At 69.9% G+C, this 25,012-nt stretch carries 24 protein-coding genes and 6 tRNA genes; 17 read left to right on the forward strand and 13 right to left on the reverse strand.

Annotation, left to right across the window (positions count from 1 at the left end):
- Nucleotides 1-17 precede the first annotated feature (17 nt).
- Complete coding sequence (locus tag ACZ5XZ_RS11190) at nucleotides 18-698, reverse strand: ABC transporter permease (RefSeq protein WP_468976507.1); 681 nt, start codon at nucleotides 696-698, stop codon at nucleotides 18-20.
- A 136-nt stretch (nucleotides 699-834) separates the two neighbouring features.
- Complete coding sequence (locus ACZ5XZ_RS11195) at nucleotides 835-1,950, reverse strand: ABC transporter ATP-binding protein (RefSeq protein WP_468976509.1); 1,116 nt, start codon at nucleotides 1,948-1,950, stop codon at nucleotides 835-837.
- Nucleotides 1,951-2,506: 556 nt separating this feature from the next.
- Between ACZ5XZ_RS11195 and ACZ5XZ_RS11200 the strand changes: the two genes are divergently transcribed.
- The 8 genes from ACZ5XZ_RS11200 (at nucleotide 2,507) to ACZ5XZ_RS11235 (ending at nucleotide 7,122) form a co-directional block, all read left to right on the forward strand.
- Nucleotides 2,507-3,265, forward strand: a complete 759-nt coding sequence (locus ACZ5XZ_RS11200) for a response regulator transcription factor (RefSeq protein WP_468976512.1) — start codon at nucleotides 2,507-2,509, stop codon at nucleotides 3,263-3,265.
- A 68-nt stretch (nucleotides 3,266-3,333) separates the two neighbouring features.
- Nucleotides 3,334-3,606, forward strand: coding sequence for a LuxR C-terminal-related transcriptional regulator (locus ACZ5XZ_RS11205; protein ID WP_468976514.1), 273 nt, complete (start codon nucleotides 3,334-3,336; stop codon nucleotides 3,604-3,606).
- 127 nt (nucleotides 3,607-3,733) lie between these two features.
- The gene (locus ACZ5XZ_RS11210; protein ID WP_468976516.1) at nucleotides 3,734-3,928 is read left to right on the forward strand and encodes a hypothetical protein; all 195 of its coding nucleotides are present in this window, start codon (nucleotides 3,734-3,736) and stop codon (nucleotides 3,926-3,928) included.
- A 77-nt stretch (nucleotides 3,929-4,005) separates the two neighbouring features.
- Complete coding sequence (locus ACZ5XZ_RS11215; protein ID WP_468976519.1) at nucleotides 4,006-4,335, forward strand: hypothetical protein; 330 nt, start codon at nucleotides 4,006-4,008, stop codon at nucleotides 4,333-4,335.
- Nucleotides 4,336-4,409: 74 nt separating this feature from the next.
- On the forward strand, nucleotides 4,410-5,084 hold the full coding sequence (locus tag ACZ5XZ_RS11220; protein ID WP_468976521.1) for a hypothetical protein: 675 nt from the start codon (nucleotides 4,410-4,412) through the stop codon (nucleotides 5,082-5,084).
- A 64-nt stretch (nucleotides 5,085-5,148) separates the two neighbouring features.
- Nucleotides 5,149-5,460: a hypothetical protein gene (locus ACZ5XZ_RS11225; RefSeq protein ID WP_468976524.1), complete on the forward strand. Its 312-nt coding sequence runs from the start codon at nucleotides 5,149-5,151 to the stop codon at nucleotides 5,458-5,460.
- The gene (locus ACZ5XZ_RS11230; protein ID WP_468976525.1) at nucleotides 5,409-5,729 is read left to right on the forward strand and encodes a hypothetical protein; all 321 of its coding nucleotides are present in this window, start codon (nucleotides 5,409-5,411) and stop codon (nucleotides 5,727-5,729) included. The genes ACZ5XZ_RS11225 and ACZ5XZ_RS11230 overlap by 52 nt, the downstream gene beginning before the upstream one ends.
- Complete coding sequence (locus tag ACZ5XZ_RS11235) at nucleotides 5,689-7,122, forward strand: class I SAM-dependent methyltransferase (protein ID WP_468976528.1); 1,434 nt, start codon at nucleotides 5,689-5,691, stop codon at nucleotides 7,120-7,122. The genes ACZ5XZ_RS11230 and ACZ5XZ_RS11235 overlap by 41 nt, the downstream gene beginning before the upstream one ends.
- 17 nt (nucleotides 7,123-7,139) lie before the next feature.
- Here the strand turns inward: ACZ5XZ_RS11235 and ACZ5XZ_RS11240 are convergent.
- The 3 genes from ACZ5XZ_RS11240 to ACZ5XZ_RS11250 all read right to left on the reverse strand — a co-directional run bounded on the left by ACZ5XZ_RS11240 (nucleotide 7,140) and on the right by ACZ5XZ_RS11250 (nucleotide 7,802).
- Nucleotides 7,140-7,215: transfer RNA gene (locus ACZ5XZ_RS11240), tRNA-Gly, on the reverse strand.
- Nucleotides 7,216-7,290: 75 nt separating this feature from the next.
- A tRNA-Gly gene (locus ACZ5XZ_RS11245) sits at nucleotides 7,291-7,362 on the reverse strand.
- 119 nt (nucleotides 7,363-7,481) lie between these two features.
- Nucleotides 7,482-7,802, reverse strand: coding sequence for a histone-like nucleoid-structuring protein Lsr2 (locus tag ACZ5XZ_RS11250; protein ID WP_026170169.1), 321 nt, complete (start codon nucleotides 7,800-7,802; stop codon nucleotides 7,482-7,484).
- 300 nt (nucleotides 7,803-8,102) lie between these two features.
- Between ACZ5XZ_RS11250 and purS the strand changes: the two genes are divergently transcribed.
- From purS to purM, 6 genes are all read left to right on the forward strand, one after another.
- On the forward strand, nucleotides 8,103-8,366 hold the full coding sequence (gene purS / locus ACZ5XZ_RS11255) for a phosphoribosylformylglycinamidine synthase subunit PurS (protein WP_393499192.1): 264 nt from the start codon (nucleotides 8,103-8,105) through the stop codon (nucleotides 8,364-8,366).
- Nucleotides 8,363-9,043 carry a phosphoribosylformylglycinamidine synthase subunit PurQ gene (gene purQ / locus ACZ5XZ_RS11260; RefSeq protein WP_468976530.1) on the forward strand — a complete coding sequence of 227 codons (681 nt, stop codon included), beginning with the start codon at nucleotides 8,363-8,365 and terminating at the stop codon, nucleotides 9,041-9,043. Before purS ends, purQ begins: the two co-directional genes overlap by 4 nt.
- Complete coding sequence (purL, locus tag ACZ5XZ_RS11265) at nucleotides 9,040-11,289, forward strand: phosphoribosylformylglycinamidine synthase subunit PurL (protein WP_468976533.1); 2,250 nt, start codon at nucleotides 9,040-9,042, stop codon at nucleotides 11,287-11,289. The genes purQ and purL overlap by 4 nt, the downstream gene beginning before the upstream one ends.
- Nucleotides 11,290-11,392: 103 nt before the next feature.
- Complete coding sequence (locus ACZ5XZ_RS11270; protein ID WP_468976536.1) at nucleotides 11,393-12,187, forward strand: maleylpyruvate isomerase family mycothiol-dependent enzyme; 795 nt, start codon at nucleotides 11,393-11,395, stop codon at nucleotides 12,185-12,187.
- Nucleotides 12,188-12,479: 292 nt separating this feature from the next.
- Nucleotides 12,480-14,039 (forward strand): amidophosphoribosyltransferase, encoded by a 1,560-nt coding sequence (purF, locus tag ACZ5XZ_RS11275; protein ID WP_468976538.1) that lies wholly within the window; start codon nucleotides 12,480-12,482, stop codon nucleotides 14,037-14,039.
- 33 nt (nucleotides 14,040-14,072) lie between these two features.
- Nucleotides 14,073-15,167 carry a phosphoribosylformylglycinamidine cyclo-ligase gene (gene purM, locus ACZ5XZ_RS11280; RefSeq protein ID WP_468976540.1) on the forward strand — a complete coding sequence of 365 codons (1,095 nt, stop codon included), beginning with the start codon at nucleotides 14,073-14,075 and terminating at the stop codon, nucleotides 15,165-15,167.
- Between the two features lie 167 nt (nucleotides 15,168-15,334).
- Here the strand turns inward: purM and ACZ5XZ_RS11285 are convergent, their stop codons facing one another.
- Both ACZ5XZ_RS11285 and ACZ5XZ_RS11290 read right to left on the reverse strand, forming a co-directional pair.
- Entirely contained in the window at nucleotides 15,335-15,586 is a 252-nt protein-coding gene (locus ACZ5XZ_RS11285) for a DUF3073 domain-containing protein (protein WP_384439416.1), read from the reverse strand.
- Nucleotides 15,587-15,916: 330 nt separating this feature from the next.
- Nucleotides 15,917-17,035 carry a Leu/Phe/Val dehydrogenase gene (locus tag ACZ5XZ_RS11290; RefSeq protein ID WP_468976543.1) on the reverse strand — a complete coding sequence of 373 codons (1,119 nt, stop codon included), beginning with the start codon at nucleotides 17,033-17,035 and terminating at the stop codon, nucleotides 15,917-15,919.
- A gap of 201 nt (nucleotides 17,036-17,236) precedes the next feature.
- Between ACZ5XZ_RS11290 and ACZ5XZ_RS11295 the strand changes: the two genes are divergently transcribed.
- Together ACZ5XZ_RS11295 and bldC are read left to right on the forward strand one after the other, a co-directional pair.
- Nucleotides 17,237-18,073: a DUF8083 family protein gene (locus ACZ5XZ_RS11295; protein WP_468976546.1), complete on the forward strand. Its 837-nt coding sequence runs from the start codon at nucleotides 17,237-17,239 to the stop codon at nucleotides 18,071-18,073.
- 511 nt (nucleotides 18,074-18,584) lie between these two features.
- Nucleotides 18,585-18,791, forward strand: coding sequence for a developmental transcriptional regulator BldC (gene bldC / locus ACZ5XZ_RS11300; protein WP_003949541.1), 207 nt, complete (start codon nucleotides 18,585-18,587; stop codon nucleotides 18,789-18,791).
- Nucleotides 18,792-19,321: 530 nt separating this feature from the next.
- On the opposite strand, the gene ACZ5XZ_RS11305 is transcribed toward bldC, so the two are convergent.
- From ACZ5XZ_RS11305 to hrpA, 3 genes are all read right to left on the reverse strand, one after another.
- Nucleotides 19,322-19,555, reverse strand: a complete 234-nt coding sequence (locus tag ACZ5XZ_RS11305; RefSeq protein WP_468976547.1) for a DUF6274 family protein — start codon at nucleotides 19,553-19,555, stop codon at nucleotides 19,322-19,324.
- Nucleotides 19,556-19,920: 365 nt separating this feature from the next.
- Nucleotides 19,921-19,995: transfer RNA gene (locus ACZ5XZ_RS11310), tRNA-Asp, on the reverse strand.
- Between the two features lie 95 nt (nucleotides 19,996-20,090).
- Nucleotides 20,091-24,194: an ATP-dependent RNA helicase HrpA gene (gene hrpA / locus ACZ5XZ_RS11315; RefSeq protein WP_468976550.1), complete on the reverse strand. Its 4,104-nt coding sequence runs from the start codon at nucleotides 24,192-24,194 to the stop codon at nucleotides 20,091-20,093.
- 184 nt (nucleotides 24,195-24,378) lie between these two features.
- Between hrpA and ACZ5XZ_RS11320 the strand changes: the two genes are divergently transcribed.
- Nucleotides 24,379-24,612: a hypothetical protein gene (locus tag ACZ5XZ_RS11320; protein WP_468976552.1), complete on the forward strand. Its 234-nt coding sequence runs from the start codon at nucleotides 24,379-24,381 to the stop codon at nucleotides 24,610-24,612.
- 50 nt (nucleotides 24,613-24,662) lie between these two features.
- Here the strand turns inward: ACZ5XZ_RS11320 and ACZ5XZ_RS11325 are convergent.
- The 3 genes from ACZ5XZ_RS11325 to ACZ5XZ_RS11335 form a co-directional block, all read right to left on the reverse strand.
- Nucleotides 24,663-24,736 (reverse strand) — tRNA-Phe (locus ACZ5XZ_RS11325).
- Nucleotides 24,737-24,740: 4 nt separating this feature from the next.
- Nucleotides 24,741-24,815 (reverse strand) — tRNA-Asp (locus tag ACZ5XZ_RS11330).
- Between the two features lie 48 nt (nucleotides 24,816-24,863).
- Nucleotides 24,864-24,936 (reverse strand) — tRNA-Glu (locus ACZ5XZ_RS11335).
- Nucleotides 24,937-25,012: the final 76 nt, after the last annotated feature.

Genomic DNA, 25,012 nt, shown 5'->3' on the forward strand with positions numbered 1-25,012 from the left:
CTCGCCGTCGTCCATCTCTACCGCCGTGGCTCCCAGCGGAACCACCGCTGTCCAGCAAACACCGCGATTCCGCTCCACACCAACCCGATGACCAGCAGCTTCACCGTCTCACCCGGATCGGCTTCACCGGTCCATCCGGCTTGCAGCAACCCCATCACGGGGGAGAGCGGCAGCAGTTCGAGCACCTGGGCCAGGTGGTCCGGCAGCATCGCCAGCGGGAAGAACACCCCCGACCCCACCAACGACACCATGAACAGCGGCGTCGGCGTCAGCTGCGCGGCCTCCGCGGACTTGGTGACGCCCGCGGTGAGGGCGGCCAGTCCGGCCATCACGGCCACACCGATCACGATGCCCAGCGCTACCAGATGCGGAGCCTTGGGCATCCCCACTCCCAGCGCCAGGCTGCCGCCGACCACATAGAGCACGCACTGCGCCAGCGTGATCAGCGCGGCGGGCAGTGCTCCGCCGGCGAGTATCTCCCAGTCGGCCAGCTCACCGGTCCGCAGCCGCTTGAGCACCAGGTCCTCACGCCGGGTCACATACACGCCGACGAGGTTGTTGTAGACGGCCATGAGCAGGGCCATGCCGAGCGCCGCGGGCAGCATCAGCGCTCCGATGGACAGCCCGGTCTTCTGTGGATCCAGCTGCTCGCTGAAGTACGCCTTCATGCCATAGGCGATCAGCAGGGGAGCGAACACCCCCGAATAGATCATGAGCTTGCTGCGCCCAGCAGCGTCAGCTCCGCCCGTCCCAGCGCGATCAGTCGCCCCGCCGCGCTCGTCGCGCCGCTCGCCCCCGTCCCCGCGCGAGCCCCCATCTCACCGCCGACAGCACTCACTTGCTCTCCGCCCCCTTCGCCATCCCGCTTCCGATACCGTTTTCGAACCCGCTGTCGATGCCGTCGTCGATGCCGCGTGATATCTGCAGGTACGCCTCTTCCAGCGAGGCCGCCCGCACATCCAGGCCGTGCAGTTCGACGTCCTTGTCCCGGGCCCAGACCAGCAGTCCGGTAGCGGCCCGCTGCAGTTCGGCGGTCTGCAGCCGCACCGTGCGTCCCTTCTGCTCATGCCCGGTGACCCCCAGCTCCGCCAGCGGCGGGAGATCGCCCACCAGGAACCCGGCCGGCATCTCGAAGGAGATCCGGGACGGTTGCGCGGCCACCACCTCGCTGACCCGCCCGGTCGCGGCTATCCGCCCGGCGTGCATGATCGCCAGCCGGTCCGCCAGCTCCTCGGCCTCTTCGAGGTAGTGCGTGGTCAGCAGCACCGTCGTCCCGACATCGCAGAGCGAGCGCACCAACTCCCAGGTCTCGTGCCGCGCTTCGGCGTCCAGTCCGGTCGTCGGTTCGTCGAGGAACAGCACCTCGGGCCGCCCCAGCAGTGCCAGTGCCAGGTCCAGCCGGCGCCGCTCGCCGCCGGAGAGCTGCTTGACCCGTACGTCCTTGCGCGGGGTCAGCCCGACGATCGCCAGCGCTTCGTCCACCGGTCGTGCGCCACTGGTGCAGCCGGCCCACATCCGCAGGGTTTCGGTGGGCGTCAACTCCGAGGGGAAGCCGCCCTCCTGGAGCATCACCCCGATTCGTGGGCGTACCTTGTCCCGCTCCTTGTACGGGTCGTGACCCAGCACCCGCACCTGCCCGCCGCTCGGCGGGGCCAGCCCCTCCAGCAGCTCGACGGTGGAGGTCTTGCCCGCTCCGTTGGTCCCCAGCAGGGCGAACAACTCCCCGCGGGCGACCGAGAAGTCGACCCCCCGCACGGCTTCGTACCCCTGCCTGGCCGCGCCGCGCGCCCTGTCCCCCGCCGCAACGGACCTGGGCCGCCCCCCGCGCGGTCCAGGTCCGTTGCTCCCCCTGCTCCCGCCGCCGCGGCTCCTGCCCGACGGCCCGTAGCGCCGCCGCAGTCCGCCGACCTCGATCACGGTCTCGGTTCCGCCGAATTCCCCGGTTTTCATGTCTCAAGGCTCCCGTGCGATCGACGGGCCGGCCGGTGAGCGGTGTCATCGCTATAGATGACAAATGTCAGTTGACCGCACACAGGCCACTTCGACCGCGCACAGGCCCTCTCCGCGCCCCGCCGGTTACGGCAGTACGTACGCCCGGCCGCGGCCCCACTTCCCACTCGCCCGTCAGCCCCCTCGCCCTTCAGCCCCACCGTCCGTCGACCCCCACCGCCCGACGCGCGCCCCCACCGCTCCCTTACCGCTCTCCAGCCACCCCGCCCAGAGCCGGGAAAATGGCTCTTTGTTCCTATTTTCTTGATCGCCGCTGGTGGGGCCCATTGTGGGGAAGGAGGGGGAAATTCCCCCGACGCACGCCCCATATGCGCCCCATACGCGCCCCATATGCGGCCCACATGTAGGTCCATGCACGGGCCCATGCACGACCCATGTACGGCCCATATGCGACCCATTGAAGCGCGGTGACCGGGAATGATTGCTGGGGAGGCCTGTGATTCGGGTGCACATACTGGAGCGAAATCCATTGCTTCGAGCCGGTCTCATCAGTTCTATGGATCACGGTGTAGGGTTCGGCGTCCATGCCTCGTTAACACCGGACAAGGCGCTGGATTTCGCCTGGAGCGAGCAGCCCGACGTCACTCTTCTCGGTGCTGAATTTCCCGACTCCGGTTATTTGGTCGAGGAGTTCTCGCTCCTCCCCGAACCGCCCGCCATCGCCGTGCTGCGGGATGCCCCATGCCCGGTGCACGTCGATGCGGCGCTGAGCCCCGGGATGTCCGGCGTCATTCCCCGCGATGTCCCGCCGGAGCATCTGCGACGGGCGGTGCACCTGCTCGGCGAGGGGGCGGCAGTGGTCTTCCCGGCCGCCCGCCCGGCCCCCGGCCGGCGTCGGCCGGCCCTTTCCCCGACGGCCCATCCGCGGCTGGCGGAACTCACGGAGCGCGAGAGATCCGTGCTCTCCTTCCTCGCCCGCGGCCTCACCAATATGCAGATTGCACGCAGGCTTTCGCTGCGGCCGAACACCGTCAAGGAATACATTCGCTCGATCCATCTGAAGTGCCGGGTGAACGGCCGGGTGGAGGCGGCGCTCCTGGCGTACGGCATCGTCCCGCCGGTCGAACGCCCCGGCCGCGAGGCGATGTCCGCCTGCCCCACCCGGCAAATAGCCGCCGATAACAGGGGCCGTAGCCGGCCGCAACGCCCACTTCGGGGGAGGAAAAGATCCGGATGGGCGGCCGCGACACCAGCTGAAATGCCCCGAGCCGGGGCGTGGCCGGTCGAATCACCGACGGAATCACCGACGGAATGACCGAAGGAATGCCAGCCGAATGACCGACGCGCCCTTCTTGGTGGTTCGCCGATGCAGGGGAAAACGCAATGACGCAGCAGTTGGCAAAGGTACCGATCAGGGACGTCCGACGTTCCCCGGCACCGGACTTCACACTTCTCAAGGCCCGCGAGCGCGAGGTGCTGCTGCTCCTGGCGGGCGGCCCCTCGAACCGTTCGCCGGCCCAGCACCTCGGCGTCGCCGAGCGCACCGTACGGGCTCATCTGGCCATCATCACCGGCAAGTTGGGCGTCCGGTCCCGACTTGAGGCGGCACTGCTCGCCACCGTCCACCACGACGCACTCCGGCCCGAAGCGGCATAGCCCAAAGAGGCAATGGAGCGGCCACCGCAGTCGTGATGAGCTGCTGGTGGCCGACTTTCTCCAGGCCTGTCGGGCCGGGCGGGACCGGGCCGAGGAATTCCGAGCAACCTCGAGAAACGGAGAGCGTATGAACTCCCTGCTCAACAAGCTGAATTCCGACGACCAGCTGCGCGCGTCCCCCATCACCGCCGCGGAGTGGACCGCCGAGCCCATGGCGGCTCCGGTGCTCGCCACCCCCGCCGTGGTGACGGTCGCCACGGTTACCGTCGCCACCCGCGGCATCTGGGACGGCGTCGCGCCCGCCCCGAGCGCCAAGGCCTGACCCAGCACGTGGCCGTTGGCTGGAGACGAGGACGACAACGAAAGGTAGCGATGAAGGTTCCCGCTGTCCTGAGGAGAGTGTTCTCCTCTCCAGCCATCGGCCGGCGCCCGGCGCTGGCCGCCACCGAGCGGATCACCGCCGTCACCTCCCTCCTGAGCAGCCTGGAGGCGCTGCCCGCCGAACGCGACCGGCGCCCGGGCGGGTTGAACGACTGGGCGAGCATCCAGGACAACTTCGCCGACCTGCCGCCGCTCGCCCGTAAGGCACTGGACCTGCTGGCGAAGCCGACGAGCATGCGGATCGTCCACGGCGCCCGGATAGCCGCCGCCGTCACGCTCCTGCTGCCCGGGGCGCCACCACAGCGCGCCGCCGCCAGCGCGCCGCCGCCAACGGCTTCCTCGCCCTGAGCGCGCTGGCCACCCACCCGCACCACCAGTACGGAGGCGACGGCTCCGACCAGCTCTCCTTCCAGACCCAGCTGGTGTCCTCGGTGGCCCGCCTCGGGCGGCGCAACCCGGCGATCGTCGACGCCGGCCTGTGGTACGTCGCGCTCCAGTCGACGCTCTCGTACACGGTCTCCGGCGTGGTGAAACTGTGCGGCCCGCAGTGGCGGGACGGCACCGCCCTGCCGCACATCCTGCGCACCGAGACCTACGGCGACGCCACCGCCTACCGGCTGGTCAGCCGTCATCCGAGGGCCGGCAGGGCCGTCTCGCACGCGGTGCTGGCCTTCGAGTGCGCCTTCCCGCTGATCTTCCTGCGCGGCGGCCGCTACGCCCCGGGCATGCTGGCGACGATGGCGACCTTCCACGTGGTCAACGCCCGGGTGATGGGGCTGTCCCGGTTCGTCTGGGCGTTCCTGGGGACCTACCCGGCCGTGCTGTACGCGGTGCAGGGCTCCCGGCCGGCCGTGCCGCAGGCGCCCGCGTCCCCCCGGGCCTGCCCCCGGGCCGACGGCGGTCCGGAGGGCACGGGGAGCCGGCCGGTGAGCCCCCGCAGCGACACCGTGCCCCGTGCCGCCGGCGCCGTGCTCGCCACGGTCGCCGCCGCAGGCCTGGCCGCCCAGTACCGGCGGCACCGCAGAGTGCTCCGCGGCCACGGCGACGAGGCGATCTGGGAGACCGGCGGGCAATCTGCTCGCCCACCGCTTCACTGAGGCCGCGGGCGGCGCACCCCGGCCGGGCGCACCGAAGCCCCCCGTCCTCGCCTTCGAGCCGGGCATGGCCTCCACCGCCGCCCAGGTGACCGGCGTCGTCCTGCTGGACCCGAGCCACCCCGAAGAGCTGTGGCGCTCCGCCGCCCAGGCGCGCGGTGCCGAGTCGCTGCAGGCTCAGCTGGCCATGCTGCCGCTCTCCGTCCGCCCCGGCCTGGGCTGGATGCTGCGCACGCCGTCCTGGCTGAGCAGGCTGCCCGAGGACGAGCGCCCGATCGCCGGCTACCAGTACCGCGACCGGAAGATGTGGGCGGCGGCCGTCCGCGAATGGCGGGCGACCTACCGCGAGTTCCACGGCGGGGCCGTGCTCCGCCGCTGACCGTCCCCGTCGCCCTGGTCGCCGCGCGCACCACGCACCGGCGGGACCCGGCGCACGCCGGACTGCACGCCGAGATCGTGGCCGCCGCGCCCGAGGGCGAGCTGCTCCTGATCGACGGCGTCGAACACGACGAGCTGCTGCTCGGCGAGTCCGCCTGCGCCCAGACCGCCCAGTTCGTCCGCCGGTTCGTCACACGCTGCCGGCGCAGTGCAGAGGGGAGCCAGAGCCGTGCCGAAACCTTCGGTGACGCCGCAGCCCCTGCGCGGTGAGATCGCCCGGCGCGCGGTCGAGGCGGGCCTGGCCGGCTGGTTCGCCGCGACCGTCCTGAGCCAGCACCCGAACGCCACCCTGGACCGGCTGCGTCGGTACGACCGCTTCAGCATGCTCATCCCGAACTGGCGCTTCTTCGCCCCGAACCCCTCCCGGCACGACTACCACCTGCTGTACCGGACGCTGTCCACCTCGGGCGAGCAGTCGCAGTGGCGCCCGGCGTCGGAGATCACCGCGCGCACCTGGAGCCAGGCCGTGTGGTTCCCGCGCCGCCGCGAGAGCAAGGCCGTCTTCGACCTGTGCGGCCAACTCGCCCTGTACGTCAGCAGGATGGGCGAGCAGGTCCCGCGGTCCGCTCCCTTCCGGCTGCTGTGGGACTTCGTGCGCCGGCACATCCGGGAGTCGGACCCGGCGGCCTTGCCGACGGTCCGCGCAGGGGCGACAGAACACACCGGCACCGGCGCAACAGGAAGAGACGACAGCATGACGCGCATCGACGACATCGGCTACGGCCACCAGTTCGCCTCGTTCTACGACGAGCTCTTCTCCAAGGACGAGTCGGCCGAGCGCGTCGCCGAAACCCTCGCCGGACTGCTGCCCGGCCCCGGCCCCGGCCCCGGCCCCGGCCCCGGCGCCGCCCTCGAACTCGGCGTCGGCACCGGCCGCATCGCGCTGCTCCTCGCCGCCCGTATCGGCTCCGTCGTGGGCGTCGCCCCCTCGCCCGAGATGCTGGAGCGCCTGCGGGCCGCGGTCGCCGGGTCCGGCGCCGACGTCGACGCCGTGCACGGCGATCTGCGCGCCTACGAGGACGACCGCCGCTACGCGCTGGTCTACGCGGTCTGCGGCACCCTCTCGATGCTGCTCGACCCCGACGAGCAGCGGCAGGCCGTGCGGCGCATGGCCGAGCGCCTCGCCCCCCGTCGGCCATCTGGTGATCGAGACGCACAACCCTCAGGGCGTCCTGGCCACCGCCGACGGCAGGGTGGCGACCACCTTCTTCGTGCCCTACCCGAAGCCGGACACGGGCCTGCTGACCTCCTGGATGAGCGACGAGATGCAGGCCCTGTGACAGGCCTCGCACATCTGGCCGGCGAACGGCTCCTTCCGCATCGGCACCGAGGTGAGCCGTCTCACATCTCCCGGCGAGGTGGATTCCTACGCGGCCGAGGCGGGCCTGGAGCCCGTCCGCCGCAGCGCCGACTGGACCGGCACCCCGTACGCCGTCGGGTCGCCGATGTACGTCGCGATCTTCCGGAAACCGAATTAGGGGACGTCCGCAATGACGCCGGCCGGGCAAAGCCGCCCGGTCGGCGGGGCCCGGGCCGGTCACCGGGGGCCGGGCCCCGGCGGCACAAACCGCCCTCGGCGACAAAAAGGCCCCGGTCGCGATGACCGGGGCCTTTTCTTTCTGGAGCGGACGACGAGGCTCGAACTCGCGACCTCAACCTTGGCAAGGTTGCGCTCTACCAACTGAGCTACGTCCGCAGGCATCCACTCGGCTTTCACCGAGCGGCGCGACAGCTACTCTACCTGATCCAATGGAGAGGTAGAGACTGTCAGAGCGGGTGACAGGGATTGCACACTGCGCCTCCCCCTTGGAAAGGGGGCGCTCTACTACTGAGCTACACCCGCGTGACTCCGTGAGGTCCGGCCTTCCGGCCTCGCCCCTCGGCGTGCTCCAGACTCTAGCTGATCAGTAGGGGTGCTGTGCAAGTCGGCTGCGCTCGCTCCGCGGGACGCCGGCAAGTCGGTTAGTGGTTGGCGGCGTTGAAGGCCTCGTAGACCTTCTTCGGGATCCGGCCGCGCGGCGGGACGTCCATCTGGTTCGAACGGGCCCAGGCACGGACGGCCGCGGGGTCGGGGGTCACCGCGGTCCGGTGGTAGGCCTTGCCGGACTTGGCCCGCTTGCGGCCGGCCTCGACGAAGGGAGCGAGCGCGCCGCGCAGTTTCTTCGCATTGGCGGGATTGAGGTCGATCTCGTACGACTTCCCGTCCAATCCGAAGGCGACCGTCTCTGCGGCTTCTCCTCCGTCGATGTCATCGGAGAGCGTTACTACTACGCGCTGCGCCACGGATATCGGTCCTTTCGTGGAGCAACCCCTTGTTGACATGGAGTGATGCTCCGGATCCGGCTGATTGGGATCAATGCTTTTTCATTTGTACAGCGATGGGCATTGCATTGTGAAGCCCAGTTAATTTTGTCAGCGTGTCTTCCTGCAATCCCGACTCTGGATCTTTTCGAGAATTTTCCCTGGGGTGCACTCCCGCCGATACCGGACCGTGATCGGCCGTCCTGGATATCTATGCGCGTAGATTTTCGAACGCGGTACTGTGAGGACACCGCCTTACGCACCACACCACCGGGAGTGCCAGTGGCACGCGTCGTAGTCGACGTCATGCTCAAGCCGGAGATCCTCGACCCGCAGGGGCAGGCGGTGCAGCGCGCACTGCCACGCCTGGGTTTCGAGGGGATCGCCGACGTCCGTCAGGGCAAGCGTTTCGAACTTGAGGTGGAGGGTCCGGTCGACGACGCCGCCCTCGCTCGCATCCAAGAGATGGCCGAGACCTTCCTCGCCAACACCGTCATCGAAGACTTCACCGTTCGCGTCGACGAACCGGCCGAGGCCGGATCATGACCGCTCGCATCGGAGTCATCACCTTCCCCGGCACGCTCGACGACCGCGACACCCAGCGCGCGGTCCGGGTGGCCGGCGCCGAGGCGGTGCCGCTGTGGCACCGCGACAAGGACCTCAAGCAGGTCGACGCCGTGGTGCTGCCCGGCGGGTTCTCCTACGGCGACTACCTGCGGGCCGGGGCCATTTCCCGTTTCTCGCCGGTGATGGAGACCGTTATCGAGCAGGCCAGGGCCGGTATGCCGGTCCTCGGCATCTGCAACGGCTTCCAGGTGCTCACCGAGACCCACCTGCTGCCGGGCGCCATGCTGCGCAACAACCATCTGCACTTCATCTGCCGCGACCAGAAGCTGCGGGTGGAGAACGCGGACACCGCCTGGACCACCGATTACGCGGCCGGCCAGGAGATCTCCGTACCGCTGAAGAACATCGACGGCCGCTACGTCGCCGACGAGCGGGTCCTCGACGAGCTGGAGGCGGAGGGCCGGGTCGCCTTCCGCTACCTCGACGGCAACCCGAACGGCTCGCTCCGCGACATCGCCGGCATCACCAACGAGGCGGGCAACGTCGTCGGCCTCATGCCGCACCCCGAGCACGCCGTCGAGCCGCTGGTCGGTACGGGGCGTACCGACGGCCTGGGTTTCTTCACCTCGATCCTGAAGAAGTTGGTCAACGCATGACGCTGGACACGGTCAAGCACGCCGCCGAGACGCCGGACGTCGACCAGCCGTGGGCCGAACTGGGCCTGAAGCAGGACGAGTACGCGCGCATCCGGGAGATCCTCGGCCGCCGCCCCACCGGCGCCGAGCTCGCCATGTACTCCGTCATGTGGTCCGAGCACTGCTCCTACAAGAGCAGCAAGGTCCATCTGAAGCAGTTCGGCGAGAAGGCCCCCGAGAACGACGCGATGCTCGTCGGGATCGGTGAGAACGCGGGCGTCGTCGACGTCGGCCAGGGCTACGCGGTCACCTTCAAGGTCGAGTCGCACAACCACCCCTCGTACATCGAGCCCTACCAGGGCGCGGCCACCGGTGTCGGCGGCATCGTGCGCGACATCCTCGCGATGGGCGCCCGCCCGGTCGCCGTGATGGACCCCCTGCGCTTCGGCGCCGCGGACCACCCCGACACCAAGCGCGTCCTGCCGGGCGTCGTCGCCGGCATCGGCGGCTACGGCAACTGCCTGGGCCTGCCCAACATCGGCGGCGAGGTCGTCTTCGACCCCTGCTACCAGGGAAACCCGCTGGTCAACGCGCTCTGCGTGGGCGTGATGAAGCATGAGGACATCCACCTGGCCAAGGCGTCCGGCGCCGGCAACAAGGTCATCCTCTACGGCGCCCGTACCGGCGGCGACGGCATCGGCGGCGTCTCCGTACTCGCCTCCGAGACCTTCGACGACAGCAAGCCCGCCAAGCGGCCCGCCGTCCAGGTCGGTGACCCCTTCCAGGAGAAGCTGCTCATCGAGTGCACCCTGGAGATCTTCAAGGAGAACCTGGTCGACGGCATCCAGGACCTCGGCGGCGCCGGGCTGTCCTGCGCCACCAGCGAGCTGGCCTCGGCCGGCTCCGGCGGTATGCGCGTCGAACTGGACACCGTGCCGCTGCGCGACTCCTCCCTCTCGCCCGAGGAGATCCTCATGAGCGAGTCCCAGGAGCGGATGTGCGCGATCGTCGAGCCCGGCAAGGTCGACCGCTTCCTGGAGATCTGTGAGAAGTGGGACGTCATCGCGACCGTCATCGGTGAGGTGACGGACGGCTCGCAGCTGGAGATCTTCTGGCACGGCGAGCAGATCGTGGACGTGCCGCCGCGCTCCGTCGCCCACGAGGGGCCGACCTACCACCGGCCCTTCGAGCGCCCCGAGTGGCAGGACGCCCTCCAGGCGGACGACGCGGCCAAGCTGGCGCGGCCGGCGACCGCCGAGGAGCTGCGCGCGCAGGTCCTGAGGCTGGTGGGCTCGCCCAACCAGGCGTCCAAGGCGTGGATCACCGACCAGTACGACCGGTTCGTCCAGGGCAACACCGTGCTCGCGCAGCCGGAGGACTCCGGCATGGTGCGGATCGACGAGGAGTCGAACCTCGGCGTGGCGGTGGCCACCGACGGCAACGGCCGGTACGCCAAGCTCGACCCGTACACGGGTGCCCAGCTGGCGCTTGCCGAGGCGTACCGCAATGTCGCCGCGTCCGGGGCCAAACCGCTGGCGGTGTCCGACTGCCTGAACTTCGGCTCGCCCGAGGACCCGGCGGTGATGTGGCAGTTCGCCGAGGCCACGCGCGGTCTCGCCGACGCCTGCCAGACCCTGGGCACGCCGGTCACCGGCGGCAATGTCTCGCTGTACAACCAGACCGGTGACGTGGCGATCCACCCGACCCCGGTGGTCGCGGTGCTCGGCGTCATCGACGACGTCAACCGCCGCACGCCGATCGCGTTCGCGGACGAGGGCCACCTGATCTACCTGCTGGGTGACACCCGGGAGGAGCTGGGCGGCTCGGCCTGGTCGCAGGTCGTGCACGACCACCTCGGCGGGCTCCCGCCGAAGGTCGACCTGGCCCGTGAGCAGCTGCTGGCGGAGATCCTGATCTCGGCCTCGCGCGACGGCATGGTCGACGCGGCGCACGACCTCTCCGACGGCGGCCTGATCCAGGCGCTGGTGGAGTCGTGTCTGCGGGGCGGCCGGGGCGCCCGCCTCATCGTGCCCGACGGGCTGGACCCCTTCGTCCTGCTCTTCTCCGAGTCGGCGGGCCGGGCGATCGTCGCCGTCCCGCGCAGCGAGGAGCTCCGCTTCATCGACATGTGCGGTGCGCGGGGGCTGCCGGCCACCCGGATCGGTGTGGTCGACGGCGCGGAGATCGACGTCCAGGGGCAGTTCAGCATCCCGCTGAGCGAGCTCCGCACGGCACACGAGGGCACCATTCCGGGCCTGATCGCCTGAATCGGCTGAAGGGGAGTCGCGGTTCGCCCTGTCGGCGCGAGCCGCGGCTCCTTCCCTCGAATATCCCGGGCGGCTCGCCCCCGCCCCCAGTAGCCTCGGCCGCATGTCTCCCGCCCGAGGTACGTCCCGCACCCGCAGCTACGACCCCGCAAAGACCCGCGCCGCCGTCGGTGCGCAGTTCGCGCATGTGCGCACGGCCGTGGGGGAGTTGACGCCCGAGCAGTTCGCGCTGCCCACCCGGCTCGGTGAGTGGTCGGTGCGGGAGCTGGTGGGGCATCTGTCCATGGTGGTCGGCAGCGTGGCGGGCAATCTGCGCCGGCCGGCCCCGGCGCAGGCGGAGACCGCCCTGCTGGAGTGGCCGTTCGCCACCGCGCCGCTGGCCTCCGGGATCGACGACGACACCCGGGCCGTCGCCGCCGACGAGCCCGTGGAGCTGCTCGCCCGCACCGCCGAGCAGTTCGCCGAGGCCGTGCCGCCCTCGGTCGAGGACCGGCCGCTGCCCACCCGGGTCGGCGCGATGCGGCTGGCCGACTATCTGGTCACCCGCTGTGTCGAGCTGGTCGTCCACACCGACGACCTGGCAGCGGCGACCGGCGCGAAGATCCCCTACGACCGCCAGGCCCTGGCCACCACCACCCGGCTGCTGGCCGACGCGCTGGCCGCCAAGGCTCCCGGTGGGTCGGTGGAGCTCCGGGTCCCGCCGTTCGCCGTCGTCCAGTGCGTCGAGGGCCCCCGGCACACCCGCGGCACTCCGCCGAACGTCGTCGAGACCGACCCGCTGACCTGGATCCGCCTGGCCACCGGCCGTACGACGTGGACCGAGGAGCTGGCCGCGGCGACCGTCACCGCCAGTGGGGAGCGGGCCGACATCGGCCGGTTGCTGCCCGTGATGAGCTGAACCGGGGAGACGGGCGCCCGACTCCTGGCGTCACCCGCCCGGGATGGGCCCCTCCCCTGCGGGGCGTCGCGTATCTCACACGGCCGTGCAGGGGTGTGTATACGGTATAAGCCGCATACACGGAAAACCCGTCATACGGGGTGAGTGCCTAAAAGCGCGAGAAGGCGCAGCTCAGAGCGGGCGCCGCAGACATCTGGGCGGCGTGGTCATCAACGCGCCGTTCATGCACTCCTCCAGGAGCGCACCCATCCCCGGTTCGGATGAATCCGCGACCTGCCCTAGACTCGGAGGCGTGCCACGTGGTGACGGACGACTCAACCACGACCTGCTCCCCGGCGAGAAGGGCCCCCAGGACGCTTGCGGCGTCTTCGGTGTCTGGGCTCCGGGTGAAGAGGTCGCCAAACTCACCTATTTCGGGCTGTACGCGCTGCAGCACCGTGGACAGGAGTCCGCGGGCATCGCAGTGAGCAACGGCTCCCAGATCCTCGTCTTCAAGGACATGGGCCTGGTGTCCCAGGTCTTCGACGAGACTTCCCTCGGTTCCCTCCAGGGCCACATCGCCGTGGGCCATGCCCGCTACTCCACCACCGGTGCCTCGGTGTGGGAGAACGCCCAGCCGACGTTCCGTGCCACCGCGCACGGCTCGATCGCGCTCGGCCACAACGGCAACCTGGTCAACACCGCCGAGCTGGCCGAGATGGTCGCCGCGCTGCCCCGTGAGGGCGGCCGCGCGACGCAGGTCGCGGCCACCAACGACACCGACCTGGTGACGGCCCTGCTGGCCGGCCACGTCGACGAGGACGGCAAGCCGCTGACCGTCGAGGAGGCCGCCCCGCGCGTCCTGCCCAAGGTCAAGGGCGCCTTCTCGCTCTGCTTCATGGACGAGCACACGCTCTACGCCGCCCGGGACCCGCAGGGCATCCGCCCGCTGGTCCTCGGCCGCCTGGAGCGCGGCTGGGTGGTCGCCTCCGAGACCGCCGCCCTGGACATCTGCGGGGCCAGCTTCATCCGCGAGATCGAGCCCGGCGAGATGGTCGCCATCGACGAGGACGGCCTGCGCAGCAGCCGCTTCGCCGAGGCCCGCCCCAAGGGCTGCGTCTTCGAGTACGTCTACCTCGCCCGCCCGGACACCGACATCGCCGGCCGCAACGTGTACCTCTCCCGGGTGGAGATGGGCCGCAAGCTGGCCGCCGAGGCCCCGGCCGACGCCGACCTGGTGATAGCGACGCCGGAGTCCGGCACCCCCGCCGCCGTCGGGTACGCCGAGGCCAGCGGCATCCCCTACGGATCCGGCCTGGTCAAGAACTCCTACGTCGGCCGGACCTTCATCCAGCCCTCGCAGACCATCCGCCAGCTCGGCATCCGCCTCAAGCTCAACCCGCTCAAGGAAGTCATCCGCGGCAAGCGCCTGGTGGTCGTCGACGACTCGATCGTCCGCGGCAACACCCAGCGCGCGCTCGTGCGGATGCTCCGCGAGGCCGGCGCGGCCGAGGTCCACATCCGGATCTCCTCCCCGCCGATCAAGTGGCCGTGCTTCTTCGGCATCGACTTCGCCACCCGCGCGGAGCTGATCGCCAACGGTCTGAGCGTGGCGGAGATCGGGAAGTCGCTGGGCGCCGATTCGCTCGCGTACATCTCGATCGACGGCATGATCGAGGCGACCACGATCGACAAGCCGAACCTGTGCCGCGCCTGCTTCGACGGCGAGTACCCGATGGAGCTGCCCGACCCGGAGCTGCTGGGCAAGCACCTCCTGGAGTCGGAGACCGCGGCGCCGACCAAGTCCGACGTCGACGGCGTCCAGACGCTCACGGCCGGGGTCGGCGGCGCCGACGCGCTGCGTCGCCCGTAGAGCTCGTACACACACGACACGAAAGTTCTCCGCATGTCCGCTGAATCATCTGAGCGTGCTCCGCACACGGGCACTGGTGCCAGCTACGCGAGCGCGGGCGTCGACATCGAGGCCGGCGACCGCGCCGTGGACCTGATGAAGCAGTGGGTGAAGAAGGCCACCCGCCCCGAGGTCGTCGGCGGGCTCGGCGGCTTCGCCGGCCTCTTCGACGCGTCCGCCCTCAAGCGCTATGAGCGTCCCCTGCTGGCCTCGGCCACCGACGGCGTCGGAACCAAGGTCGACATCGCCCGGAAGATGGGCGTCTACGACAGCATCGGCCACGACCTCGTCGGCATGGTCGTCGACGACCTGGTCGTCTGCGGCGCCGAGCCGCTGTTCATGACCGACTACATCTGCGTCGGCAAGGTCTACCCCGAGCGGGTCGCCGCGATCGTCAAGGGCATCGCCGAGGGCTGTGTGCTGGCCGGCTGCGCGCTGGTCGGCGGCGAGACCGCGGAGCACCCCGGGCTGCTGGGCGCGGACGAGTTCGACGTCGCCGGCGCCGGTACGGGCGTCGTCGAGGCGGACCGGGTGCTGGGCGCGGATCGCATCCGTACGGGCGACGCGGTGATCGCGATGGCCTCGTCCGGACTTCACTCGAACGGGTACTCGCTGGTCCGCCATGTGCTGTTCGACCGGGCCGGCATGACCCTGGACCGGGAGGTCCCGGAGTTCGGCCGCACGCTCGGCGAGGAGCTCCTGGAGCCCACCAAGATCTACTCGCTGGACTGCCTGGCGCTGACCCGGACGACCGAGGTGCACGCCTTCTCGCACATCACCGGCGGCGGGCTGGCCAACAACCTCGCCCGGGTGATCCCGGACGGCCTGCACGCCACGGTCGACCGCACCACCTGGACGCCGGGCCCGGTCTTCGACCTGGTCGGCACGGCCGGATCGGTCGAGCGCCTGGAGCTGGAGAAGACGCTGAACATGGGCGTCGGCATGATCGCCGTCGTTCCGCAGGAGTCGGTGGACGTGGCCCTGACCACCCTCGCCGACCGCGGGGTGGACGCCTGGGTCAGCGGTGAGATCGTCGAGCGCGGTGACCACGCGGAGGCCGTGACCCTGACCGGTGACTACGCCGGCTGATCACCTGGGCCGCACCGGCAGTCGTCGGTGCGGCCGCCGCGTCAGCGGGTCACGCCGCGCCAGTCACTGCTGTGGCAGCGGACTTCTGGGCAGCACAGAACCCGGTCCGGGCGATGCCCAGGACCGGGTCCGTGATGCTGTTATGGGTGCCGCTGGCGCACGGCGCGTCAAGCGCGACGACGCTGCTGGGACGAGTCGCCCTCGTCCTCATCGTCGTCGTCCTTGTTGTACAGCTCTGCGTACCGTGCGTACGGGTCGTCGTCCTCTTCATCCTCGAACGGCTCTCCGTTCGGAGGCTGCTGGTTCGACGGTGATGCACCCAGCTCGTCGGCCAGTCGTGAGAGATCCGTCCCACCGCTGCTGTACTTCAGCTGGCGGGCGACCTTCGTCTGCTTGGCCTTGGCCCGGCCGCGCCCCATGGGTCGACCCCCTCAATGACGGGGCTCGATGGCCCCAGAGTCTTGACACGCGTTCATGGATCAGAGCGGGCTCTCGACAGAGAGACCGGCCCGTAGGGCTTTAACGGTACCTGCTTCCGCGGCCATACGGTACGTCGCCCGCATCACCCGCCGCTCGGCACGACCGGCAAGGCGCCCCGTCCCCGCTGGTCAACTGCGATTTTAACCTGTCCTGTACGGCGACCCGCCGACGGGTGGTGAGGGATGTCTCCCCGACCGCCCGTGGCGGGTCGCGCAAGGCCGTGTTTCCGGCCGACGAGGCCGAATGGCTCCGCCGGCCCGGGAGCCGGGTCAGGCGTGCCGCGCCTCCGCCATGCGCTGCTCGGCGATCCGGTCGGCGGCCGCGGCGGGCGGAATGCCGTCGGTCTTCGCACGAGCGAATATCGCCAGTGTGGTGTCGAAGATCTTGGCGGCCTTGGCCTTGCAGCGGTCGAAGTCGAAGCCGTGCAGCTCGTCGGCCACCTGGATGACACCGCCGGCGTTCACGACGTAGTCGGGCGCGTAGAGGATGCCGCGGTCGGACAGGTCCTTCTCGACGCCCGGGTGCGCGAGCTGGTTGTTGGCCGCGCCGCACACCACCTTCGCGGTCAGCACCGGCACCGAGTCGTCACTGAGCGCACCGCCCAGCGCGCACGGCGCGTACACGTCCAGGCCCTCCGTGCGGATCAGCGCCTCGGTGTCCGCCACCGCGGTGACCTGCGGGTGATCGGCCAGGACCCGGTCCACCGACGCGCTGCGCACGTCGGTGATCACGACCTCGGCACCGTCCTTGAGGAGGTGCTCGACGAGGAGGTGCCCCACCTTGCCGACGCCCGCGATACCGACCTTGCGGCCGCGCAGCGTCGGGTCGCCCCAGGCGTGCTGGGCCGAGGCGCGCATGCCCTGGAAGACGCCGTAGGCGGTCAGGACGGAGGAGTCGCCGGCGCCGCCGTTCTCCGGGGAGCGGCCGGTGGTCCACTTGTTCGTACGGGAGACGACGTCCATATCGGCGACGTACGTACCGACGTCGCACGCGGTGACATAGCGGCCCCCGAGGGAGGCCACGAACCGGCCGTAGGCAAGCAGAAGTTCATCGGTCTTGATCAGATCGGGGTCACCGATGATCACGGCCTTACCGCCGCCGTGGTCCAGCCCGGCGAGGGCGTTCTTGTAGGACATACCGCGCGACAGATTCAGGGCATCCAGCACGGCCTCCTCTTCGGAGGCGTAGGCGTGGAAGCGGGTGCCGCCGAGGGCGGGCCCCAGGGCGGTGCTGTGGATGGCGATCACTGCCTTCAGGCCGCTGGCGCGGTCCTGGCAGAGAACGACCTGCTCATGGCCCCCCTGCTCCGTTCGGAACAGGGTGTGCAGAACGCCGCCGTCGGTGCCGGCGGGGGCCGGACGTACGTCAGTCACTGTGGTGACTCCCATAAGTCGCGAAGGACGCCCTCCTGTGGGTGGGGAGGGCCGGTTGAAAAGAGCGTAAGACCTGCGGGGCGGGTTGATCCGTCAGGTGCGGAGGATCACCCTCTCCCGGGGGACGGACGTGGGACGATCTGGTCGTATCGCAGGCCGGCCGGGGGCCCTTGGGGCACGTCTCCCGGCAGTGGACTTCCCTTTGGAGGAGCGGGCGTGGCCGTGGCGTCGTCGGTGAAGGTCCCGTACATGGCATATCTACGGGTCTACGAACCGCTGGCAGCGTTCCCCGAGCCGGAGCGCTCCCACTGGGCGCGCTATGCCAAGCGGGCGGACACCCCCACCGCCCAGGACGAGCAGCGCCGGGCGCTGGCCGATCTGCTGCCGACCCCGCCGGTGCCGGTGCCGGTCCACGAGAGCGCGGACGCGTTCGTCACCGTCGTCGACGAGGTGACCTGCGTCTGCCCGTGGCGCACCCGGCTGCGCGGCTGGCAGGCCCTGGAGGGCCTGGAGGAGCTGCTGCCGGCGGCGGTGCTGGACGCGGCGCTTCCCCCGGTGGTGCGCCGGCAGGCGGCCACCGACTACGAGCGGTGGCGGGAGCGCAATCCGGACGCCCGGCCCTGGATCCGGGGGGCGGCCTGGCACGTGCCGGTCCGCTGGTTCGTCCTCTTCGACGACGGCGAGCGGGAGTACACGAAGGGTGAGCGGGCGCCTGTGCTGCGTTACCGGACGCCGATGGTGCAGGCCAGGCGCCGGGTCGCGCGCGGGCTGCGTACGCTGCGGGACGCCCTGGAAGAGGGGCCGCTGATCGACGGCCTGGTAGATGTGGGGCGCTGGCTCGAGGAATTCCATCCGCGTTCGCTCGTGGAGCTGGACTACGGAGGGCTGGTGCACGCGGTGCCCGAGGGGCAGCTCGCCGAGGACCGTTCCGCCGCCGAAGTGGCGGAGGGGTTGGCGGCGCTGCGCGAGGGGGACGGCGAGCGGGCCGGGGTCGCGTACGAGAAGCTTTCTCAGCGGTGGCGGGCGGTGCGCGAGCGCCAGTTCTCCAGCTGAGGGCCGAGTATGCCGGAGGTTCGGGGCGCGGAAGTGCTGTGTTCGCTTTTCGGTGGTTGGGCGGTAAGGGACGTAGGTCCTTAACCGGGCGATTGCCTCAAGCGTGACCTAAAGCACTGACTTCGGGTCTTGCTACCAAGGCGCACCCTCGTGTCAAAATAGGACAAGGAGCCCGACGTGGGCTCCTTCCGTCCAACTAAGGGCGGGTAGATCGGTATTGCGGTCCTTGAGGGGTCTGTGGCGACTGATCACGCTGTGACTGATCGTCACGGCCGTGTGACTGTCCGCTATGGCACGGTCCATCGGCATCCGCCGAGGTTGAACACCTGAGAGGGCAATTCCATCGGTTTGGCCGACGTGGCTGGACAGATGGTGTAGTTGTAGTGCCGAGGACAAGCCGTTCGTCCTATAACCGACTCGGCCCGCGTCCGCCATTTCGGGCAACGTGGGTCAAGGTGCAGAATTTAGAGGAAAGAACCGTGATGGTTCGGTTCTCCCGAGGAGGCCGCTCATGACCGCTCGCACCCCTGACGCCGAGCCGCTGCTGACCCCTGCCGAGGTTGCCACGATGTTCCGCGTGGACCCCAAGACGGTCACCCGTTGGGCCAAGGCAGGCAAGCTCACGTCCATCCGCACGCTCGGAGGACACCGGCGTTACCGCGAGGCTGAGGTCCGCGCACTGCTCGCGGGTATCCCGCAGCAGCGCAGCGAGGCCTGAACAACCGCATAACCAGGCCGTTTTCGGGGCCCCCAACCCGAAAGCGCCTACTTCGCACCACATGGCTCGACCTGCTCCACCCACGCTCCACATAGCTCCATACGACGCGGTGTCTGCCCCAACAGGCCCCTCACCCGTTCCATCTGGGTACGTCACGATCGCGCTGGACTCCGCCGGGTCCAGCGCGATCTTTTTGTGTGCGGCCGTTCCCGGGCCCGTCAGGGCGGCTGAGCCGGCGTGGCGCCGGAGTCGCCCATGGCGGCGCTCAGGGGCCCTTCAAGGGGCCTTGGAGGGCCTTTCCGCGCGGACCCTGCAGCCTGCTTTTGAACCCGTTCGATGGCGGTGCAATTGCACATATTAAATTGACGGGTTGTAGGGAGGGTGTAAGTTCCCTACTCCGTCAAACTTGTTCGGTGACACCCGTCACACGACGAGTCGCTTGAAGCCGATACGTCCGCTGGGGTAGTGAACTTTCCCCGCCCTCGTTCAACAGCCTGCCACCGCATGGGCGGTGGCGCAGGCGTCCTTGGTCACCGGGTCGCGGGACTTTTGTCCTCGGTCGCCGACGGCTCGGAGGCGGCCGGAGACGGGGCGGGGGCGGACGCGGGCGCCGGGCGCCCGGAGCGGGGCGTGTGCGGCTCCATGGCGAGCCGCAGCAACTGGTGGCAGATGGGGCAGTGCCGCGTCAGATGGCGGTAGCCCGTGGCCGCGGACAGATGTGCCCTCAGCAGCGCCCTGGTCTCGTGCCGTACCGCAGTCGTCATCGCGCATCCCTCCCCGGCCCCACACCTTCCCATGTGAGTACCGGCGAAGGCGCCCGCCGTCAATACAGCGGGCAGCAAAGCAGTCACGCTGCGCTGTGCCCGCTGTGCGCGTTCCCGGCCGTTTCGCGGTGGGGGCTTCCCGCCCGTCGCTTCCTCGCTGCCGCACGGGCGTGGGGGGCAGCCCCGCGCGGCGGCGACGGGCCGCCCCGGTGGGACGGCCGAAAACAGCGGAGGGTGTGAACGAAGGAGGGCCGTGAACGTCGCAGAGTCGTGAACGGAGAAAGGCCGCGACCACCCGAAGCCCGTGAACGTCCGGAGGCCGCAAAAAAGAAGCGGCCCGCATCGCTGACGATGCGGGCCGATTGCGGTCCTGACGGGATTTGAACCCGCGGCCTCCACCTTGACAGGGTGGCGAGCACTCCAAACTGCTCCACAGGACCTTGCGTTTGCTTTCCGCTTGCGGCGGGCTGCGAAGCAAGACTGTACAGCAGGTCAGGGGGTGCGGTCGAACTCGATACCGGCGACCACCCGCCGGTCAGGGCGCCGCGGCGTCCACGGCCTTCACGATGCGCTTGTCGGAGACCGGATACGCGGTCCCCAGGGCGTGCGCGAAGTAGCTCACCCGGAGTTCCTCGATCATCCAGCGGATCTCCAGGGCCGCGGCCGGCACCGGGCGGCCCGGCGGGAACTGCTCCAGCAGCCAGGCGTATTCGTCCTGCATCTCCTTCACCTTCGCCATCCGGGTGCGGTCCCGTTCGGCGTTGGTGGGCAGCTGCTGCAGCCGGCGGTCGGCGGCCACCAGATAGCGCATCAGGTCCGGCAGCCGCTTGGCGCCGTGCGCCGTCACGAATCCCGGCTTGATCAGCGCCGACAGCTGCTCCTTGACGTCGGCGAGCGAGGGCAGCAGCGAGGGGAAGGTGGTGTCCTTCAGCCGGCGCTCGCACGCCTGCCAGGCGGCGAGCACCTCCTGGACCTGCTGGATCGTCTTCAGCGTGACGTCCACCAGGTCGGCCCGGACCGCGTCGAACAGCTTGCGGAAGGACTCCTCGTCCCACGCGGGGCCGCCCCGGGCCGCGATCAGGCGGTCGGCCGCGGCGGTCACACAGTCCTCGAAGAGCGCCCCGATCGAGCCGTGGGGATTACGGGACAGCGCGAGCTTCTGCTGGTTGCTCAGCTTGTCCTGGGCGAACTTGGCGGGGTTGCTGGGGATGTTGAGCAGGATGAGGCGGCGGGTGCCCGCCCACATCGCCGTCAGCTGCTCGGCCTCGGTGTCGAAGAGGCGCACGGCGACGCTGCTGCCCTCGTCCACCAGTGCCGGGTAGGCCTTCAGCGGCTGGCCGGCGCGCCGGGTCTCGAAGGTGCGCGGCAGCGCGCCGATCGTCCAGGACGTCAGCCCCGTGCGCTGCTCCGGGCCGGCCGTGGCCGCCCCCTCGCCGGCGCGCCCCTTGCCGCCCTTGGCGGGCCGTTCGGCGGCCTGCTCGAAGGCCTTGGAGATCGCCGCGCGGGTCTTCGGCTTGAGCTTGAGCCGCAGCGCCTCCAGGTCCTTGGCCTCGGCGAGCTTGCGGCGCCGCTCGTCGACCACCCGGAAGGTGATCTTGAGGTGGTCGGGGATCCTGCTCGTGTCGAAGTCCGCGGCCTCGACGGGGACGCCCACCATCCGCTGCAGCCCGGCCGCCAGAGAGGCCGTCAGGGCGCCCTGCAGCGGCACCGTGGAGTCCAGGAAGCGGGCCGCGAAGTTCGGCGCCGGGACGTAGTTGCGCCGGATCGGCTTGGGCAGCGACCGGATCAGCTCGGTCACCAACTGCTCGCGCAGGCCCGGGATCTGCCAGTCGAAGCCTTCGGAGGAGACCTGGTTGAGCACCTGGAGCGGGATGTGGACGGTCACGCCGTCGGCGTCCGCGCCCGGCTCGAACTGGTAGGTGACCTTGAACTTCAGCTTTCCCTGCCGCCAGGAGTCCGGGTAGTCGTCCTTGGTGACGGCCTCGGCGGACTCGTTGATGAGCATCGACTGCTCGAAGTTGAGCAGCTCCGGCTCGTCCTGGCGCTTCTGCTTCCACCAGGAGTCGAAGTGCGCCCCGGAGACGACGTCCGCCGGGATGCGCTGGTCGTAGAAGTCGAAGAGGGTCTCGTCGTCCACGAGGATGTCGCGGCGCCGGGCGCGGTGCTCCAACTCCTCGACCTCGCCGAGCAGTTTGCGGTTGTCATGGAAGAACTGGTGATGGGTGCGCCAGTCGCCCTCGACCAGGGCGTTGCGGATGAACAGATCGCGCGAGGTCTCCGCGTCGATCCGGCCGTAGTTCACCTTGCGCTGGGCGACGATCGGGACGCCGTAGAGGGTCACCCGCTCGTACGCCATCACCGCGGCCATCTTCTGTTCCCAGTGCGGCTCGCTGTACGTGCGCTTGACCAGGTGCTGGGCGAGCGGCTCGACCCACTCGGGCTCGATCTTGGCGTTCACCCGCGCCCACAGGCGGGAGGTCTCGACCAGCTCCGCGGACATCACCCAGTGCGGTGGCTTCTTGAAGAGCGCGGAGCCGGGGAAGACCGCGAACTTGGCGCTTCGGGCGCCCAGATACTCGTTCTTGCCGGCCCCGTCCTTCCCGCCCTCGGTCCCGCCGTTCTTGAGTCCGATGTGCGAAAGCAAACCCGCCAGCAGGGAGGTGTGGATGCGGTCCGGCGCCGCGTCCTCCTCGTTGAGGTGGATCCCCATGGTCTTGGCGACCGTACGCAGCTGGGAGTAGATGTCCTGCCACTCGCGTATCCGGAGGTAGTTCAGGAACTCGCTGCGGCACATCCGGCGGAACGCCGAGGAGGACAGCTCCTTCTGCTGCTCGCGGACGTAGCGCCAGAGGTTGAGGAAGGCGAGGAAGTCGGAGCTCTCGTCCTTGAAGCGGGCGTGCTGCTGATCGGCCTGCTGCTGCTTGTCGGAGGGCCGCTCGCGCGGGTCCTGGATGGACAGCGCTGCCGCGATGACCATGACCTCGCGGACACAGCCGTTGCGGTCCGCCTCCAGCACCATCCGCGCCAGCCGCGGGTCCACCGGCAGCTGGGAGAGGCTCCGGCCCAGCTGGGTCAGCCGCTTCCTGGGGTCCTTCTGCCTGGTGTCGAGCGCGCCCAGCTCGCTCAGCAGATCGACGCCGTCCTTGATGTTGCGGCGGTCGGGGGCGTCGATGAACGGGAACTTCTCGATGTCGCCCAGGCCGGCCGCGGTCATCTGCAGGATGACGGAGGCGAGGTTCGTACGGAGGATCTCCGCGTCGGTGAACTCGGGCCGTGCGAGGAAGTCGTCCTCGGAGTACAGACGGATGCAGATGCCGTCGCTCGTACGGCCGCAGCGGCCCTTGCGCTGATTGGCGCTGGCCTGCGAGATCGGCTCGATGGGCAGCCGCTGGACCTTGGTGCGGTAGCTGTAGCGGGAGATCCGGGCCATACCCGGGTCGATGACGTAGCGGATGCCCGGGACGGTCAGCGAGGTCTCGGCGACGTTCGTGGCCAGCACGATCCGCCGGCCCGTATGCCGCTGGAAGACGCGGTGCTGCTCGGCGTGCGACAGCCGCGCGTACAGGGGGAGGACCTCGGTGCGGGGCAGCGCCTTCTTGTTGAGCGCGTCCGCGGTGTCGCGGATCTCCCGTTCGCCGGAGAGGAAGACCAGGATGTCGCCGGGACCGGCGGCCTGCAGCTCGTCCACGGCGTCGCAGATCGCCGTGATCTGGTCGCGGTCGGCGTCCTGGCCGCCCTCTTCCAGCAGCGGGCGGTAGCGCACCTCGACCGGGTACGTACGGCCGGAGACCTCGACGATCGGCGCGCCGGGCTTCTCGCCCTCGCCGCCGCCCGCCGCGGCGGGGTCCGCGGCGGTGGGGTCCGCGGCGCCGGCCACCGAGGCGAAGGAGCCGAAGTGCCGCGCGAACCGCTCCGGGTCGATGGTCGCGGAGGTGATCACGACCTTCAGGTCCGGGCGCCGGGGCAGCAGCTGCGACAGATAGCCGAGGATGAAGTCGATGTTGAGGCTGCGCTCGTGCGCCTCGTCGATGATGATCGTGTCGTACTGGCGCAGCTCGCGGTCCGTCTGGATCTCGGCGAGCAGGATGCCGTCCGTCATCAGCTTGACGAGGGTGTCGCCGCCGACCTGGTCGGTGAAGCGGACCTTCCAGCCGACCGCCTCGCCCAGTGGGGTCTTCAGCTCCTCGGCCACCCGCTCGGCGACCGTACGGGCCGCGATCCGCCGCGGCTGGGTGTGCCCGATCAGGCCGCGTACGCCCCGCCCCAGCTCCAGGCAGATCTTCGGGATCTGCGTCGTCTTGCCCGAGCCGGTCTCACCGGCGACGATCACGACCTGGTGGTCGCGGATCGCGGCGAGGATCTCGTCCCTCTTCTGGCTGACCGGCAGCTCTTCCGGATACGTGATCTCCGGCACCGCGGCGCGCCGCCGGGCGACCCGCAGCTCCGCCTCGTCGATGCCGTCGGCGATCTCGGCGAGCACGGCGGCCCGGGCTTCGGGCTTACGGATTCGGCGTGCGCCGTCGAGCCGGCGCCCCAGCCGCTGCTGATCGCGCAGCATCAGCTCGGGCAGACGCTCGAGCAGGGAGGGCAGGGCGGGGGCAGCGCCGTCGGGCAGGGCGGAGGCAGGCTGACTGGACATACGACCCCCAGGATCTCACCTCACCGAATCGACTGGCGAACCATTTGCCGCGCGGCCGGATCGCGGGCGCCGGGGCCGGGTCCGGGCGGTACGTCCGGGCACACGGTGATCATGGGCGTGCCCGGCCGCCGCACCGGCGGCAATCGGGTGGAAGCCGTCCCCGCGTACCAGCGACGATGTCCGCATGGACAAAGGAATACGACGGATCGCCGGCGGTCTTTTGATGGTCGCCGGCATCGCCCTGGGCGGCTGGCTGGTCTTCGGTGCGCCGCACGACTGGGAAGGCACCGGGGGAAGGCTGATGAAGTTCGCGATGGGCCTGGGATCCACGGGCGCCATCACCGGCGGCGCCCGGTTGATCTTCTGGCAGCCGGAGAGCGAGCTCGCCCGGTCCACGGGGGAAGCCGCCGCCGAGTAGGCACGAAGAAGGCCCCGATTCGAGGAATCGGGGCCTTCTCCCAATGGGTGTGGCTGGGGCCGGGGTCGAACCGGCGACCTATCGCTTTTCAGGCGATCGCTCGTACCAACTGAGCTACCCAGCCGCAGCGGTCCTGACGGGATTTGAACCCGCGGCCTCCACCTTGACAGGGTGGCGAGCACTCCAAACTGCTCCACAGGACCTTGCATTGCGCGAAAGCGGCCTGAGCCAGTCTCGCACACGGTGATGCGTGCCCCCAACGGGATTCGAACCCGTGCTACCGCCTTGAAAGGGCGGCGTCCTGGGCCACTAGACGATGAGGGCTGGTGGCCACCTTGGCGTCGTTACCGGCGCCGTCGGGGACGTGAGAAGCATATGGGATGGGAGGACCGTTCGCCAA

This window comes from Streptomyces sp. NPDC033270, from assembly GCF_055576575.1.